The organism is Plantibacter sp. Mn2098 (genome assembly GCF_049319745.1).
Taxonomy (GTDB): Bacteria; Actinomycetota; Actinomycetes; order Actinomycetales; family Microbacteriaceae; genus Plantibacter.
Map to the genome: position 1 here is coordinate 90,650 of NZ_JBMOUH010000011.1, position 15,212 is coordinate 105,861.

The following is a 15,212-nucleotide window of genomic DNA, read 5'->3' on the forward strand; positions in this document are numbered from 1 at the left end:
CCTCGTGGGCGGCGGAGGCGATGTCGGCGGCCGCGAATAGACTCGTCGCATGACCGAGACCTCTCTGAGTGCCAAGCTCGGCGGTGTCCTCGGGGGCCGCACGGCGACGGCGTTGCAGCGTGCGTTCGGCATCGAGACCGTGGGGGAGATGCTCGAGCACTACCCCAGGCGGTATGCACGGCGCGGAGAGCTGACGGCGCTCGGCACGCTGCCGCTCGGGGAGAACGTCACGATCGTCGCCGATGTGCTCGAGGTCCGTGAGCGCAGCATGAAGCAGCGTCGCGGGTCATTGCTCGAGGTCGTCATCTCCGACGGGCAGGGGCGGCTCACGCTCACGTTCTTCAATCAGGCGTGGCGCGCCAAAGAACTCCGGCCCGGGCTGCGCGGCATCTTCGCCGGCAAGGTGGGCGACTACCGCGGCAGTTACCAGCTGGCGCATCCGGACTATGAGATGTTCCCGGATGAGAGCGAGGCTCCGGCGCTCGCCACGCCCGACGCCAAGCGGTGGGCAGACACCCCGATCCCCATCTACCCGGCGACCAACACGATCGCCAGCTGGCAGATCCAGAAGTCGATGGCCCTCGTGCTCGATGCCCTCCCGAAGCTCGAGGACCCGGTCCCGTACGAGGTCAGGGCCGCACGCGGAGAGATGTCTTTCGACGACGCGATCAGGGCCGTGCACGCTCCGCAGGCAGACCGGGACTGGCAGCAGGCGAGGAGGTCGTTGCGGTACCAGGAGGCGTTCCTGATGCAGACAGCGCTCCTGCAGCAGCGGGCGGCGTCTCGTGCACTGCTGGCCGACCCCCGACTCCCGTCGGAGAACGGGTATCTGACTCGGCTCGATGCTGCGCTGCCGTTCTCGCTCACAGGAGATCAACAGACCGTTGGCGCGGAGATCGCGAGCGACATGGCGTCTCCCGAGCCGATGAACCGTCTGGTCCAGGGCGAGGTCGGGTCCGGAAAGACGCTCGTCGCGCTGCGAGCGATGGCTGCCGTGGCCGATTCCGGCGGGCAGTCGGCGCTCCTCGCCCCGACGGAAGTGCTCGCGGCGCAGCATCTGCGGTCGATCGTCCGATCGCTCGGCCCCGATCTCGCCGCTGAACTCATGCCGACGCTCCTCACCGGCCAGGTCGGCGCGGCGGAGCGCAAGAAGGCGCTGTTGCGCATCGTCTCCGGGCAGGCGCGCATCGTGATCGGTACACACGCGCTGCTGGGCGACAACGTCAATTTCTACGACCTCGGGCTCGTCGTCGTCGACGAGCAGCACCGGTTCGGCGTCGAGCAACGCGATGTCCTGCGCCGCAAGGGCCGCACGCCTCCGCATGTGCTGGTGCTCACGGCAACGCCCATCCCGCGCACGGTCGCCATGACGGTCTTCGGCGACCTCGACGTGAGCACCATCCGCGAGCTGCCCAAGGGCAGGCAGGGCATCGAGTCGTTCGTGGTGCCGCTCACCGACCACCCGGGGTGGATCGGGCGCGTCTGGGAGCGCATGGCGGAGGAATTGGCGCTCGGGCGGCAGGCGTTCGTGGTCTGCCCGGCGATCGATGCGAAGCAGATCGAGCCGGGTGAAGAACTCGACGAGGAGGACGGCGATCCCACACGACCCATCGCATCCGTGACCGCCACCCTTGAAGGGTTGCGGGGGCACCCGTTGTTCGCCGGGGTCCGGATCGAAGCGCTCCACGGGAGGATGACGTCAGAGGAGAAGGAGCGCACCATGCTCGCCTTCGCCGCGGGCGAGATCAAAGTGCTCGTCGCGACGACGGTCATCGAGGTCGGTGTCGACGTGCCGAACGCCTCCACGATGGTCGTGCTCGACGCAGACCGCTTCGGGGTGTCGCAGATGCATCAGTTGCGGGGCCGCGTCGGTCGAGGCGGTGTGCCGGGGCTGTGCCTGCTCGTGACCGCGGCGGAGCCCGAGACGATCGCGCGGGAGCGGGTGGAGGCCGTCGCGGCCACACTCGACGGGTTCGACCTCGCGCAAGTGGACCTCGAGCTGCGGCGGGAGGGCAACGTGCTGGGAACTGCGCAGTCCGGCGGCAGGTCCTCACTCAAGATCCTCAGGGTCGCCTTCGACGGCGACCTCATCTCCGACGCCAGGGGTGACGCTGCCCGTGTGCTGCAGGTCGACCCGGACCTCGGCGGCCATCCGGCGATCATCGATGCGCTGCAACGCAGGCTCGACGAATCGGAACGTGCAGCACTCAGCAAGAACTGACGCCGGCACCGCTCGCTGCTCCCTGCTCCCTGCGTGCCGCGGCCGTGTCGGTCGTTGCGGATCGCATCCCGTTCGCGGCATACCCTGCGGCTAGGCTGGTGGCATGAAGAGGATCGCCGTCGTCCCCGGCTCATTCGACCCCGTCACGCTCGGACACCTCGATGTCATCGAGCGGGCAGCCCGAATCTTCGACGAGCTGCACGTGCTCGTGGTGCACAACCCGGGCAAGACGGCTCTCCTGCCGATGCCGCAACGCGTGAGTCTGCTGGAACAGTCGATCAGCGGCGCCGGGTTCCCGCACGAGAACATCGTCGTGGCGCAGTGGAACGTCGGTCTGCTCGTCGACTACTGCACCGATGTCGGTGCGAGTGTGCTCGTGAAGGGCATCAGGTCACAGGTGGACGTCGCGTACGAGACGCCCATGGCCATCATGAACCGGAGCCTCGCCGGCGTCGAGACCGTCTTCCTGCTGCCAGACCCCGCGCATGCGCACGTGTCGAGCTCGCTCGTGCGCCAGGTGGCCGGACTCGGCGGCGATGTCAGCCCGTACGTGCCGCCGGTTGTGGCCACGTTCCTCCAGAACGGGTGAGCACCGCCTCACGGACGCGTAGAATCGACGATCGTGACTAGGAAGAGAACACCAACGTCCCCGTACAGCGTCAATGTGCGAGACCTGATCGGCCACCCGGGTGAGATGCGTGAGCACGACTACGAGATCGTGTTGACCGACCACCTCGGTGAGGGTCTGGTCGCCGTTGCGGAGGGTTCGACCATCTTCGAACACGTCCGTCTCGAGTCCGTTCATGAGGGCGTCCTCGTGACCGGAGAGGTCGATACGACGGCGGTCGGCGAGTGCGGACGATGCCTCCGTGACATCTCTCTGCCTGTCGAAGTCGAGTTTCAGGAGCTTTTCGCGTATCCTGGTCAGGAAGCGTCTGACTTCGAGGTTCACGATGACCACGTGGATCTTGAATCTCTGGTCAGAGATGCGGTTGTACTCGCATTGCCGTTTCAGCCGGTGTGCCAGCCGGATTGCCCCGGACTCGACCCAGAGACCGGGGAGCGACTGGCCGAAATCCCGGAACGAAATCCTCAAGAAGCAACAGACCCTCGCTGGGCTGCGCTCTCGAGCTTTTCCACAGACCCCAGTGCTGGCGACACCAGCACTGCAGACAGAGAAGAGAAATAAGCCATGGCTGGAAACCCTCCGAAGCGGAAGGTCTCGCGCTCGAACACCCGCTCGCGTCGCTCGCAGTGGAAGGCCGCTGTCCCCACCCTCGTCAAGACGGTTGAGAACGGTCGCGTCACCTACAGCCTGCCGCACCGCGCCAAGGTCGTCGAAGACTCGCAGGGCACCGCCCTGTACCTGGAATACAAGGGCCGCAAGGTCGCTGACGTTTGATCCGTGTGCTCGGCCTCTGGCCGATGCGCGGTGATGTCGGCCTCCGACCATTCGGTCGGCGATGCAACGAGTGAGGTGAACGTTGGCCGCTCGGTTGCGTTCGAAGGGTTTGGCATGACGTCTCAACACCAGAACAACACCGGGGTCGGTTCCGATTGGGAACCAGACCCCGGTGTTGTTGCGTTCGCGGAACAGCTCGGCGTTCCGGTCTCGCTGGAGCTCCTCGAGCTCGCATTGACGCACCGCTCGTATGCTTATGAGCACGGCGGCGTTCCGCACAACGAGCGTCTTGAGTTCCTCGGCGACTCGATCCTCGGGCAGGCCGTCACGGTCATGCTGTACCGCGATTTCCCCGAACTCGATGAAGGTCAGCTCGCGAAGCGTCGGGCGAGCCTCGTGTCGACGATCGCCCTCGCGGAGATCGCCAGGGGCATCGGCCTGGGGGAGCAGGTGCGCCTCGGCAAGGGCGAGGACCTCACCGGTGGCCGTGACAAGGCTTCGATCCTGGCCGACACGATGGAGGCCGTCATCGGCGCCACGTATCTGTCGGCAGGCCCAGAGCAGGCGACGGCGCTCGTGCTGCGCCTCGTCGACCCGCTGGTGAACAACCCGGAGCGATTCGGGGCTGCGATGGATCCGAAGACGAGCCTGCAGGAGGCTGCGGCGCTCATCGGCGCTTCGGCACCCGTGTACGACATCGTGAGTACCGGACCGGACCACAATCGTCGGTTCGTCGCGACCGTCACGGTCGGGCCGTACACGGCGACGGGCAGTGGCAGCAGCAAGAAGCACGCGGAGATGGCGGCCGCGCTCGAAGCGTGGACGGACATCAGTGCCAGAACTTCCTGAAGTCGAAGTGGTCAGGGCCGGCCTGGAGCCGGCGGTCACGGGAGCGGTCATCGCAGGAGTCGAGGTGTTCGACGCGCGTTCGGTGAAACGGCATGTGCTGGGGTCCGCGGACTTCTCGGCCAGGCTCGCTGGACGAACCATCCGTTCCGCCGTGCGTCGGGGCAAGTTCCTGTGGTTCCCGCTCGACGGCGATGAAGCGATCGTCGGTCATCTCGGGATGAGCGGGCAGATGCTCCTGCGCGAGCCGGGCGCGCCAGACGACCGGCAGTTGCGCATCCGACTGCATCTCGATCACCCGGAGCACGGGGAGCTGTGGTTCCACTTCGTCGATCAGCGCATCTTCGGGTCGATGGCCGTCGACCGATTGCTCGCGACGGACGACGGTGTGCACGGCGGGTTCGGCGATGCTGCCGCACTCATCCCGAGCCAGGTCGCCCACATCGCGCGGGACGCCATCGATCCCGCGTTCGACGACGACCTGTTCGTCGCTTCGCTCGCTGCGAAGCGCACCGGTGTGAAGCGCGCGATCCTCGACCAGACGCTGGTGAGCGGCATCGGCAACATCTATGCCGATGAGGCGCTGTGGGCGGCGAAGATCAACTATGAGGAGCCGACGTCCACGCTGGGCGATGTGCGGACGCGCCTGCTCCTCGCGGAGGTGCGTGCAGTGCTTGCGAAGGCACTTGCGGAGGGCGGCACGAGCTTCGATGCCCAGTACGTCAACGTGAATGGTCAGGCCGGCTACTTCGCGCACTCCCTCAATGCCTACGGGCGGCAGGGGAAGACGTGCTCGCGGTGCGGTGACACGATCGTGCGGGAGCAGTTCATGAACCGCTCCTCGCACTTCTGTCCGACGTGCCAGCCGCGGGTGTGAGCCGGATCTGAGCCGAAGACGCCGCTACAGCGCGCGCTGCCAGATGCCGGTGTAGCCGACGACCCGGAAGCCGAGGCGGTCGTTGATGGCGAGCATGTAGCGGTTCTCGTCGGCGTTCCAGGTGTAGACGCGGGTGCGTTCGGGTGCCAGGTCGATCAGGCGTCGGAGATTCGCGGCCTTCAGACGCATGCCGAGACCGTGACCGCGATGGTCGGCGAGGACGAGGGTGTCGTACTGCTCGGCGATCTGCTTGCCGTCCGTCAGGATCAGTTCGCTGTAGCCGGCGATCGTGCCGGATTCGAGGTGGATGGCTGCGACGCCGAGGGGTGTTTCACCGCTGGCGATGAACTGGCCGTCCCGATTCTCGACGCGGGACGCGCTCCAGTGCTCTGCATCGACGTGCAGACCGCCGGCCGGGACGTCGAGCGCCATGTGTTCGCGCGCGTTCGCCATCGTGTCGAGGAGGTCGCTCGGCGTCCGACCCGACCAGTACCGCAGTGCATAACGGGCTCCTGAGCGACGCTCACCGTCGGCGATCAGCTGGGGGAGGTCCGACGCGATGGCGGCGACATCGCATCGATTCATGCGCTCGGCCTGACCGAGCGTGTAGCCGCGGGCAAGTGCCCACAGCACCGCCGGATCGTCGCCCGGGATGACTCGTTCGCCATCCGAACCGCCCAATCGTGTTGCGCTTGCCTGAACCTGCTCGACGGTGTGTTGCGTGGCGATCTCCGCGATCGTCCGGCCCTCCGCCAGGGCGGCCGCTTCCGCATCGGCGAGAAGTGCACTGCCGACGCCACGTCTGCGGGCGGCCGGCGCGACGCCGACTTCCAGCCACGCGGTGGTCTCACCCTCGCCACGCTGATAGGCGACGACGCCGCGACCGACGAGTTCTCCGTCGAGGTGCGCGGTCATGCCGATCCGCCGCTCGAAGCGCTGGTCGAGGTAAGAGGGGAGGACTGCGTCGAGCGTGCGGTCGAAGTCGTCGTTGCCCCAGACCTCGCGTTCGAGGGCGTTGCCGAGCTCCAGCTGCTCGCTGAACGTCGCGGCCTCCGGCGCATCGACGCGTTCGGGAACCTGGAGCGGCCTGATCTCGATGTCCATGGTGCGGTCCTTCCGAGCGCTGTGGTCGAGGTGCCGCCCGCTGAGTGGCCGACACATGTCGGCACCAGGACAGCCGATCAGACTACTCCGCACGGTGGCGCCGCGGAACCGCCGGAACCGGATCGTGATGGTTCTGCGGCGGAAGCGCCGCGTGGATGGCCACCTGCGCGTCGATCGTTCGCTACCGTAGGTTCAGCATCCCGTGACCGTGAGAGTGAGGTGCACGTGTACCTGAAGAGCCTGACGCTCAAGGGGTTCAAGTCGTTCGCCGCACCCACGACGTTCGCGTTCGAGCAGGGTGTGACGTGCGTCGTCGGACCGAACGGTTCCGGCAAATCGAACGTCGTCGACGCCCTGGCGTGGGTCATGGGGGAGCAGGGCGCCAAAACGCTCCGTGGCGGCAAGATGGAGGACGTCATCTTCGCCGGCACCTCCACGCGCGGACCGCTCGGCCGTGCAGAGGTCACACTCACGATCGACAACGCCGACGGCGCGCTGCCCATCGACTACACCGAGGTCACGATCAGCCGCACGCTGTTTCGCAACGGCGGCAGCGAATACGCCATCAACGGTGACACCTGTCGCCTCCTCGACGTCCAGGAGCTCCTGAGCGATTCCGGTCTCGGGCGGGAGATGCACGTTATCGTCGGGCAGGGACAGCTCGATGCCGTGCTGCACGCGACACCGGAGGACCGCCGCGGCTTCATCGAAGAAGCGGCCGGCATCCTCAAGCACCGCCGTCGCAAGGAGAAGACCCTCCGCAAGCTCGATGCGATGCAGACGAACCTCACACGCCTGAGCGACCTCGCCGGCGAGATCAGGCGGCAGCTGAAGCCCCTCGGACAGCAGGCGGAGATCGCCCGCGAGGCCCAGACGATCGCCGCGGTCGTGCGAGACGCCAGGGCGCGGATCCTCGCCGACGACGTCGTCGCCCTCCGGCGCGCGCTCGGCGATTACAACCGCTCCGAGAGCGAACGTCACAGCGAACGCATCGTGGTGCAGGAGCAGCTGGAACAGGCGCAACTGCGCATCCAACGCATCGAGCAGGCCCAGGTCGGCGACGCGGTCGACGAGGCGCGACGCGTGAGTTTCGAACTGGAGAGTGTGCAGGAGCGGCTCCGCAACCTCTACACGCTCGCAAACCAGCGACTCGCCCTCCTCGGCTCGCAGACGGAGTCCGTGCAGACAGAGTCCCGTGTGACCCAGCAGATGGTCGATGACGCGGCGGCAGAGGTCGTCATCCTCCGTGGAGCCGTCGGCGAATCCGAAGCGGCCCTCGCAGCCGCCCAGCAGGCGACGAAGGCGAAGCGGGCCGAGCTGGACGCCGTCGACGTGGAGATCGCCGCGCAGAGCGCCCTCGTGTCGAGACACGACCTGGAGATCACGAAGCTCTCCGGTCAGGCGGACACGGCTGCATCGAAACTCGCCGCCGTCCGAGGAGAACTCCTCCGACAGCAGAACCAGATCGACGCCGCGACCCTCAGACGAGACGAGGCCCGCCTGCAGTACGCGGCGCTCGAGGACGACCCGGCGATCACCGACCCGGATGCCTCCGGCCTCGACGACGCCTACGAGCTCGCGCAGAAGGAACTCGTCGCAGCCGAGAGCGAGATCGAACGCCTCCGTGAAGCCCTGCACGGGCTGGAGCGCGAACGCGACTCGCTCGGCGCGAAGACGAGCGCCCTGTCCCGCGCCCTCGACATCAAGACGGGCTCTGCGGAGGTCGCCAGGAGCGGCCTCGACGGCGTCTCCGGCATCGTCGCCGAGTGTGTGCAGGTCTCGCCCGGATACGAGCCGGCGATCGCAGCAGCCCTCGGTACGCTCGCAGAAGCGGCGGTGGCCGACGACGGCGAAGCCGCGCTCCGCGCCATCGCGTACGCCGCGGAACACGACTTGGGACGGGTCGACGTGGTCATCGCGACCTCCGGTTCCCGCAGAGTCCCTGCTCCGGAGGGAATGATTTCGGCCGCCGATCTCGTGCAGGCGCCGGACGGGGTGCTCGGGATCCTGTCCCAGATCCTCGTGGTCGACGACCTCGCAGCCGCCGTCGCAGCGCGCGAGGCGCTTGGCGCGGCATCCGCCGGATTCACCTTCGTCACCCGCACGGGCGACGTCGCGACCGAATACCTGCTGAGCGGCGGCACAGGCGGCGAGCAGAGCCGCATCGAACTCCTCGCAGAGCGTGACGCAGCGGCCGAGCGCCACGGCGAGGTCGAATCGCTCATCGAACGCGCGAGCTTCGACCTGGCCGAGCAGCGCAGCATCGTGCAGGAGACCAAGCAGCGGTCCCAGGCGGCGCTCGCCGCGCTCCGGGAATTCGATGCGCAACTCGCGGCCCAGGCGGAACGCGTCAACCGGGTCACCGTGCAGTTCGAGGCCGCCGAGGCCGAGTTCGGACGTCTCGAAGCGACCCGGGTGCGTGCGCAGGAGGCCGTCGACGAGGCCGAACGGGCCGCAGCACTCGCAAAGAGCGAGTTGGAGACGGCGCGCGCCAGGCCCCGCCCCATGCTGGACGTCTCGGCGAGGGACCGGTTGTCCGCCGAGCTCGATGCCGCCCGAGAGGCGGAGGTGCAGTCACGGCTGCAGCTCGAAACGGCCAGAGAACGGGTCCGCGCCGAAGAAGCGAGGGGCGTCGCCCTCGAACGCCAGCGCCAGGCCGATCGCGCCGCCGCGGAAGAGGCCGCCAGACGAGCGGTCATCCGAGCCAGGCAGGTCTCGACGGCGACATCGGTCGTCGACGCGCTGCCGCCAGTGCTCGACTCCGTCGACCGCTCCGTCGCTCAAGCCAGGCTGGCCCTCGCCGATGCGGAAGCGAAGCGCGCCAGCCAGAACCAGGAGCTCGTGAGCCTCCGACGCGACGAGTCGTCGCTCCGGCAGCGCCTCCAGGTCATCACCGAGAACGTGCACGGCCTCGAACTGCAGATCTACGAGAAGAAGCTCCACCTGTCGAGCCTCCTCGAACGCGCCGGTTCCGAGCTCGGACTCGTCGAAGACGTCCTCGTGGCCGAGTACGGTCCGGACGTGCTCGTGCCGATCGACCCCGCCACGCCGCGTGCATCGGCGGGACTCGACGACGAGGACGGAGGCGAGGACGCAGAGGAACCGGCTGCGGCTCCGATCGAAGCCGACCCCCTCGTCACCCCGGACGACGGCGAAGCGCCGCCGGCCGGCATCCCGTTCGTCCGCGCGGCGCAGGAGAAGCGCCTCGCGAAGGCGGAGCGGAAGTTCGCGCGCCTCGGCCGGGTGAACCCGCTCGCGCTCGAAGAGTTCGCGGCGCTCGAACAGCGCCACCTCTTCCTCACCGAGCAACTGACCGACCTCACGAACACCCGCAAGGACCTCCTGTCGATCATCGAGGACATCGACGGCAAGATGGAGGTCATCTTCGCGAGCGCGTTCGAGGACACGAAGGAAGCGTTCGGCAAGGTCTTCCCGATCCTGTTCCCCGGCGGAACGGGCAGCATCACCCTGACCGACCCGGACAACATGCTGACGACCGGCATCGAGGTCTCGGTGAAGCCGGCCGGCAAGAAGATCGAGCGGTTGTCGCTGCTCTCCGGCGGTGAGCGGTCGCTCGCGGCCGTCGCACTCCTCATCGCAATCTTCAAGGCCCGCCCCAGCCCGTTCTACATCATGGACGAGGTCGAGGCGGCGCTGGACGACGCGAACCTCGGCCGGCTGCTCGCGATCTTCGAGGATCTACGTCAGACGAGCCAGCTCATCGTCATCACCCACCAGAAGCGCACGATGGAGATCGCGGACGCGCTCTACGGCGTCTCGATGCGGCAGGACGGCGTGTCGGCGGTCGTCGGCCAGCGGGTCGCGGAGGAACGCGCCAGCTGACCACGGCTGCACGTACGGCGACGTACACCCTGCCCCGCAGCTCCGGCTACGCTGAGTCCATGGCAGAACGCACACCTTGGTCGCTCTCCGGAGCCCTCAAAGGCATGTTCCAACGACCCACGATCGACGAGTCCACCTGGGAGAATCTCGAAGACGCGCTGATCGGCGCCGACTTCGGCCCGGACGTGACGGAGTCGATCGTCGACGGACTCCACGCGAAGGTCGACCGCTACCGCACCACCGACCCGCGCGACCTCCAGCGGATGCTGCGCGAAGAGGTCGAAGAACGGCTCTCGAAGTTCGACACGACGCTGAAGCTCAGCGACCGACCGGCGGTGGTCCTCGTGGTCGGTGTGAACGGGGTCGGCAAGACGACCACGATCGGCAAGTTCGCGAAGTTCCTCCGCAACTACGACCGCACAGTCGTCGTCGGCGCGGCCGACACCTTCCGCGCCGCCGCCGTCGAGCAGCTCGCCACCTGGGCGGAGCGGGCCGGGGCGCAGATCGTCCGGCCGCAGCAGCAGGGCCAGGATCCGGCATCCGTCGCGTTCCAGACCATCGAGTACGCGAAGCAGTCCGGAACCGAGATCGTCATCATCGATACGGCCGGCCGTTTGCAGACCAAGGGCGGTCTGATGGACGAGCTGTCCAAGATCCGTCGGGTCGTCGAGAAGCAGACCCCCATCGCCGAGGTCCTCCTCGTGCTCGACGCGACGACGGGCCAGAACGGCCTCTCGCAGGCGCAGGCGTTCATCGAACACGCCGGAGTGACCGGTCTGGTGCTGACGAAGCTCGACGGCTCCGCCAAGGGCGGCTTCGTGCTGGCAGTGCAGGAGAAGACGGGCATCCCGATCAAGCTCGTCGGCCAGGGGGAGTCCATCGGCGACCTCACCGGTTTTACGCCGCACGTCTTCGCACAGAACCTGGTGGGCAACTGATGGCCATCGAACACGACTACTTCGGCATCATCGCGAGCGAGCCGGGCGGCGGGGTGTACTGGTCGGAGAACATCGACGTGGGCGAGCAGTCGGTCTCTGTCGATCTCAGCGCCCCGGACGAGTCGGATATCACGGAGGAGGCGCTCGATCTGGCAGCTGCCATGATCCTGGCGCTCGAAGGCTTCGACCTGCGATCCCGTGAGGCGATGCTGAGCGAGGTCGACGACCGCACCTCTGAGGTCACCGAGTACATCGTGCAGGCCGTCGACGAGCTGGGCGAGTCGATCGAGGACGTCCTCGTCGACCAGTCCGGCGACCGGGACGTCGACGTCATCCGGTCCATGACCCTGTTGAGCGTCGGCTTCTCCCCGCACCAGCACGGTGCGGGGGAGCCGTTCGCGGTCTTCGAGTACTCGCTCGATGCCGACCAGCTGGACGGCGTACTGCTCGTGGCCTACAGCTCGGACGGCGAGGTCACGGGAGTGACCAGCGAGGACTGAGCAGGCGCTTCCCTCCCGCGGCGCCGACGCGGGCGCGTGAGCCCGTCACACCGCTTGCGCGAAGCCGAGCGATGCGTCGGCGAGGTGCTTGAGGCCGTCGGGCAACTCGCGTCCCTTCGCCGTCATCGACTGCGCCCAGAGCCGGCCGGCGCGGTAGGACGAGCGGACGAGCGGTCCGGCGAGGACGCCCAGGAATCCGATCTCCTCAGCCTCCTCCTTGATCTCCAGGAACTCCTGCGGTTTGACCCAGCGATCCACCGGCAGGTGCCGGGGCGTCGGGCGCAGGTACTGGGTGACGGTGATGATGTCGGTTCCGGCATCGTGCAGGTCTTCGAGCGCCTGGCTGATCTCAGCCCGGTCCTCACCCATGCCGAGGATGAGGTTCGACTTCGTGATGAGCCCGGCCGCCCTCGCCTGGGTCAGGACGTCGAGCGAACGGTCGTACCGGAACGCCGGCCGGATGCGCTTGAAGATGCGCGGCACCGTCTCGACGTTGTGGGCGAAGACCTCCGGACGTGACGAGAAGACCTCCTGCAGGAGTGCCGGATTGCCGGAGAAGTCCGTCGCGAGGATCTCGACGCCCGTCCCCGGGTTGTCGGCGTGGATGCGCCGGACCGTCTCAGCGTGCAGCCACGCCCCCTCGTCCGGGAGATCATCGCGAGCGACTCCCGTCACGGTCGCGTATCGCAGCCCCATCCGGCTGACCGACTCCGCGACCCGTCTCGGTTCGTCCGTGTCGTAGTCGGCTGGTTTCCCTGTGTCGATCTGGCAGAAGTCGCAGCGTCTTGTGCACTGGGAACCACCGATGAGGAAGGTGGCCTCGCGGTCCTCCCAGCACTCGTAGATGTTGGGACAGCCGGCCTCCTGGCACACCGTGTGCAGGCCCTCCTCTTTCACGAGGGTCTGGAGCGTCCGGTATTCGGGACCCATGGTGGCCTTGGTCTTGATCCAGTCCGGCTTCCGCTCGATGGGGGTCTGCGCGTTCCTGACTTCGAGTCGGAGCAGCTTCCGGCCGCCGACCGTGTCTGGCGCCGGGGTGTTGCCGCCGCACGCGCTCATGCCGGCACCGTCTCGTGGAGTGCGGCGAAGTGTCTCGTCACGGCATCGATGACATCGGCCGGCGTCGTGCGGATGCCGGTCTCACGGGTGATCGTGGTGACGCCGGCGTCGGAGATGCCGCACGGCACGATGTGGGAGAACGGATCGAGTGAGTTGTCGCAGTTGAGCGCGAAGCCGTGCATCGTGACGCCGGACTTCACCCGGACGCCGATGGCGCCGATCTTCGACTCGAGCGGACCGTGGCCGACCCACACGCCCGATCGCCCCTCGACGAGATGCCCGACCACGCCGAACTCGGCGATGACCCTGATCATCAGTTCCTCGAGCACCCGCACATGGGCGACGACGTCGACGGGCTCCGGGAGACGGACGATGGGGTAGCCCGTGAGCTGTCCTGGGCCGTGCCAGGTGATGCGGCCGCCGCGGTCGACATCGACCACGGGCGTTCCGTCGTCGGGTCGTTCGTGGGCTCGTGTGAGTTTTCCCGCCGTGTAGACCGGGAGGTGTTCGCAGAGGAGGAGGGTGTCGGATCTGGCGCCCTCCACCACCTTGGTGTGGATCGAGCGTTGCAGTTCCCAGCCGTCGAGGTAGGGCACGTAGGCGGGGGAGAGCCCCACGATCTGAACCGTCGTCATGGCGACACCGTAGCATTTTTGGATGGCGTCCACTTAATCGACATCCGAGGTGTTTCCGGACCCGTGCTGCACTCCGCATCGGGTGTTCGCGCTCGGCGCGCGCCGCCCGACAGCGCCCAGGTCCCGGCTGCCCTAAACTGGAGGGATCATGGCAACGTTCGGTACCCTCTCTGACCGCCTCGCGGAAACGTTCAAGAACCTTCGCACGAAGGGCAAGTTGTCGGCGGCAGACGTCGACGGCACCGTCCGCGAGATCCGTCGCGCACTGCTCGACGCCGACGTCTCGCTCGACGTCGTCAAGGCCTTCACGGCTCGCGTCCGCGACCGTGCTCTCGGCGACGAGGTCAACCGTGCGCTCAACCCGGCCCAGCAGGTCGTGCAGATCGTCAACGACGAGCTCATCACGATCCTCGGCGGACAGCAGCGCCGTCTCGAGTTCGCGAAGAAGCCGCCGACCGTCATTATGCTCGCCGGTCTCCAGGGTGCGGGTAAGACCACGCTCGCCGGCAAGCTGGCGAAGTGGCTCAAGAAGGACGGGCACACGCCGCTCCTCGTCGCCTCCGACCTCCAGCGCCCCAACGCCGTCACGCAGCTCCAGGTCGTCGGCGAGCAGGCCGGCGTCCCGGTCTACGCTCCCGAGCCGGGCAACGGCGTCGGCGACCCGGTGAAGGTCGCCAGAGACGGCGTCAAGTTCGCCGAGCAGAAGCAGTACGACACCGTCATCGTCGACACCGCCGGTCGTCTCGGCGTCGACGCCGAGCTCATGAAGCAGGCGTCCAACATCCGCAAGGCCGTCAACCCGGACGAGGTGCTCTTCGTCATCGACGCCATGATCGGCCAGGACGCCGTCACGACCGCGAAGGCGTTCCAGGACGGTGTCGACTTCACCGGTGTCGTCCTCTCCAAGCTCGACGGTGACGCGCGAGGCGGCGCGGCACTGTCCATCGCCTCGGTCACCGGCCGTCCCATCATCTTCGCCTCCACGGGTGAGGGCCTCGATGATTTCGAGCCCTTCCACCCCGACCGCATGGCCAGCCGCATCCTCGACCTCGGCGACATCCTCACGCTCATCGAGCAGGCGCAGGAGAACTTCGACGAAGAAGAGGCGCGGAAGGTCGCCGAGAAGTTCGCGACGGACACGTTCACGCTCGACGACTTCCTCAAGCAGATGCAGCAGTTGCGCGGCATGGGCTCCATCAAGAAGATGATGGGCATGCTGCCGGGCATGGGGCAGATGAAGCAGCAGCTCGAGAACTTCGACGAGCGCGAGATCATCCGCACCGAGGCGATCATCCAGTCGATGACGAAGCTCGAGCGCACCAACCCGAAGGTCCTCAACGGTTCGCGCAGGCTCCGCATCGCGAAGGGCTCCGGCATGACGGTCACCGAGGTCAACGGCCTCGTCAACCGGTTCGAGCAGGCCGCCAAGATGATGAAGACGGTCGCGAAGGGCGGGGTTCCGAACATCCCGGGGATGGGCCCGGTGCCTGGCGGCCACAGCGGCAAGAAGGTGCAGCAGCAGAAGAAGAAGGGCTCTCGTTCAGGGAACCCGGCCAAGCGTGCCGCCGAGAACTCCGGCATCGCAGCCGCGGCCGTCGAGGCGCCGAGCGGCGCCGGCTTCGGGCTCGGGAGCAAGCCGGGCAAGGCGGCTCCCACCGAGGCGGAGCTGGCCGAGCTGCAGAAGTTCCTCGGCCGCTAACGCGCGTTCGAGCCCACCGCGGTTGATGATCGTCCGGTGAGCAGATGAACGTCGGGCCCCGCTCCAACTGTGGAGCGGGGCCCGACGT

13 protein-coding genes are annotated in these 15,212 nt (G+C 67.4%); 10 read left to right on the top strand and 3 right to left on the bottom strand.

Annotation, left to right across the window (positions count from 1 at the left end; genetic code table 11):
* Positions 1 to 49 precede the first annotated feature (49 nt).
* The 6 genes from ACL9RL_RS17050 to mutM all read left to right on the top strand — a co-directional run bounded on the left by ACL9RL_RS17050 (position 50) and on the right by mutM (position 5,346).
* Positions 50 to 2,221 (top strand): ATP-dependent DNA helicase RecG, encoded by a 2,172-nt coding sequence (locus ACL9RL_RS17050; RefSeq protein ID WP_422781480.1) that lies wholly within the window; start codon positions 50 to 52, stop codon positions 2,219 to 2,221.
* 103 nt (positions 2,222 to 2,324) lie between these two features.
* Complete coding sequence (gene coaD, locus ACL9RL_RS17055) at positions 2,325 to 2,810, top strand: pantetheine-phosphate adenylyltransferase (protein ID WP_422781481.1); 486 nt, start codon at positions 2,325 to 2,327, stop codon at positions 2,808 to 2,810.
* Between the two features lie 105 nt (positions 2,811 to 2,915).
* Positions 2,916 to 3,410: a YceD family protein gene (locus ACL9RL_RS17060; RefSeq protein WP_422781551.1), complete on the top strand. Its 495-nt coding sequence runs from the start codon at positions 2,916 to 2,918 to the stop codon at positions 3,408 to 3,410.
* Positions 3,411 to 3,413: 3 nt separating this feature from the next.
* On the top strand, positions 3,414 to 3,623 hold the full coding sequence (gene rpmF / locus ACL9RL_RS17065; RefSeq protein WP_056006932.1) for a 50S ribosomal protein L32: 210 nt from the start codon (positions 3,414 to 3,416) through the stop codon (positions 3,621 to 3,623).
* Between the two features lie 114 nt (positions 3,624 to 3,737).
* Complete coding sequence (gene rnc, locus ACL9RL_RS17070) at positions 3,738 to 4,472, top strand: ribonuclease III (RefSeq protein ID WP_422781482.1); 735 nt, start codon at positions 3,738 to 3,740, stop codon at positions 4,470 to 4,472.
* Positions 4,456 to 5,346 (top strand): bifunctional DNA-formamidopyrimidine glycosylase/DNA-(apurinic or apyrimidinic site) lyase, encoded by an 891-nt coding sequence (gene mutM / locus ACL9RL_RS17075; RefSeq protein WP_422781483.1) that lies wholly within the window; start codon positions 4,456 to 4,458, stop codon positions 5,344 to 5,346. Before rnc ends, mutM begins: the two co-directional genes overlap by 17 nt.
* A 24-nt stretch (positions 5,347 to 5,370) precedes the next feature.
* Here the strand turns inward: mutM and ACL9RL_RS17080 are convergent, their stop codons facing one another.
* A complete protein-coding gene (locus ACL9RL_RS17080; RefSeq protein WP_422781484.1) occupies positions 5,371 to 6,450 on the bottom strand; it encodes a GNAT family N-acetyltransferase in 1,080 nt (359 codons plus the stop codon).
* Between the two features lie 225 nt (positions 6,451 to 6,675).
* Here ACL9RL_RS17080 and smc point away from each other — a divergent pair, with 225 nt between their 5' ends.
* Genes smc through ACL9RL_RS17095 form a run of 3 tightly spaced genes read left to right on the top strand, consistent with a single transcriptional unit; the run spans position 6,676 to position 11,731 of the window.
* Positions 6,676 to 10,293: a chromosome segregation protein SMC gene (gene smc / locus ACL9RL_RS17085; protein WP_422781485.1), complete on the top strand. Its 3,618-nt coding sequence runs from the start codon at positions 6,676 to 6,678 to the stop codon at positions 10,291 to 10,293.
* Positions 10,294 to 10,352: 59 nt separating this feature from the next.
* Complete coding sequence (ftsY, locus tag ACL9RL_RS17090; RefSeq protein ID WP_422781486.1) at positions 10,353 to 11,231, top strand: signal recognition particle-docking protein FtsY; 879 nt, start codon at positions 10,353 to 10,355, stop codon at positions 11,229 to 11,231.
* Entirely contained in the window at positions 11,231 to 11,731 is a 501-nt protein-coding gene (locus ACL9RL_RS17095; protein ID WP_422781487.1) for a DUF2004 domain-containing protein, read from the top strand. Before ftsY ends, ACL9RL_RS17095 begins: the two co-directional genes overlap by 1 nt.
* A gap of 45 nt (positions 11,732 to 11,776) precedes the next feature.
* Here ACL9RL_RS17095 and lipA read toward each other — a convergent pair whose 3' ends face one another.
* Both lipA and lipB read right to left on the bottom strand, forming a co-directional pair.
* On the bottom strand, positions 11,777 to 12,790 hold the full coding sequence (lipA, locus tag ACL9RL_RS17100; RefSeq protein ID WP_422781488.1) for a lipoyl synthase: 1,014 nt from the start codon (positions 12,788 to 12,790) through the stop codon (positions 11,777 to 11,779).
* Positions 12,787 to 13,425 carry a lipoyl(octanoyl) transferase LipB gene (lipB, locus tag ACL9RL_RS17105; protein ID WP_422781489.1) on the bottom strand — a complete coding sequence of 213 codons (639 nt, stop codon included), beginning with the start codon at positions 13,423 to 13,425 and terminating at the stop codon, positions 12,787 to 12,789. The genes lipA and lipB overlap by 4 nt, the downstream gene beginning before the upstream one ends.
* 148 nt (positions 13,426 to 13,573) lie before the next feature.
* Between lipB and ffh the strand changes: the two genes are divergently transcribed.
* Positions 13,574 to 15,124: a signal recognition particle protein gene (gene ffh, locus ACL9RL_RS17110; RefSeq protein WP_422781490.1), complete on the top strand. Its 1,551-nt coding sequence runs from the start codon at positions 13,574 to 13,576 to the stop codon at positions 15,122 to 15,124.
* Positions 15,125 to 15,212 lie beyond the last annotated feature (88 nt).

Coding starts and splice junctions, on each gene's coding strand:
- ACL9RL_RS17050 (WP_422781480.1), top strand. CDS start 50: ATGACCGAGACCTCTCTGAGTGCCAAGCTCGGCGGTGTCCTCGGGGGC.
- coaD (WP_422781481.1), top strand. CDS start 2,325: ATGAAGAGGATCGCCGTCGTCCCCGGCTCATTCGACCCCGTCACGCTC.
- ACL9RL_RS17060 (WP_422781551.1), top strand. CDS start 2,916: ATGCGTGAGCACGACTACGAGATCGTGTTGACCGACCACCTCGGTGAG.
- rpmF (WP_056006932.1), top strand. CDS start 3,414: ATGGCTGGAAACCCTCCGAAGCGGAAGGTCTCGCGCTCGAACACCCGC.
- rnc (WP_422781482.1), top strand. CDS start 3,738: ATGACGTCTCAACACCAGAACAACACCGGGGTCGGTTCCGATTGGGAA.
- ACL9RL_RS17080 (WP_422781484.1), bottom strand. CDS start 6,450: ATGGACATCGAGATCAGGCCGCTCCAGGTTCCCGAACGCGTCGATGCG.
- ftsY (WP_422781486.1), top strand. CDS start 10,353: ATGGCAGAACGCACACCTTGGTCGCTCTCCGGAGCCCTCAAAGGCATG.
- ACL9RL_RS17095 (WP_422781487.1), top strand. CDS start 11,231: ATGGCCATCGAACACGACTACTTCGGCATCATCGCGAGCGAGCCGGGC.
- lipA (WP_422781488.1), bottom strand. CDS start 12,790: ATGAGCGCGTGCGGCGGCAACACCCCGGCGCCAGACACGGTCGGCGGC.
- lipB (WP_422781489.1), bottom strand. CDS start 13,425: ATGACGACGGTTCAGATCGTGGGGCTCTCCCCCGCCTACGTGCCCTAC.
- ffh (WP_422781490.1), top strand. CDS start 13,574: ATGGCAACGTTCGGTACCCTCTCTGACCGCCTCGCGGAAACGTTCAAG.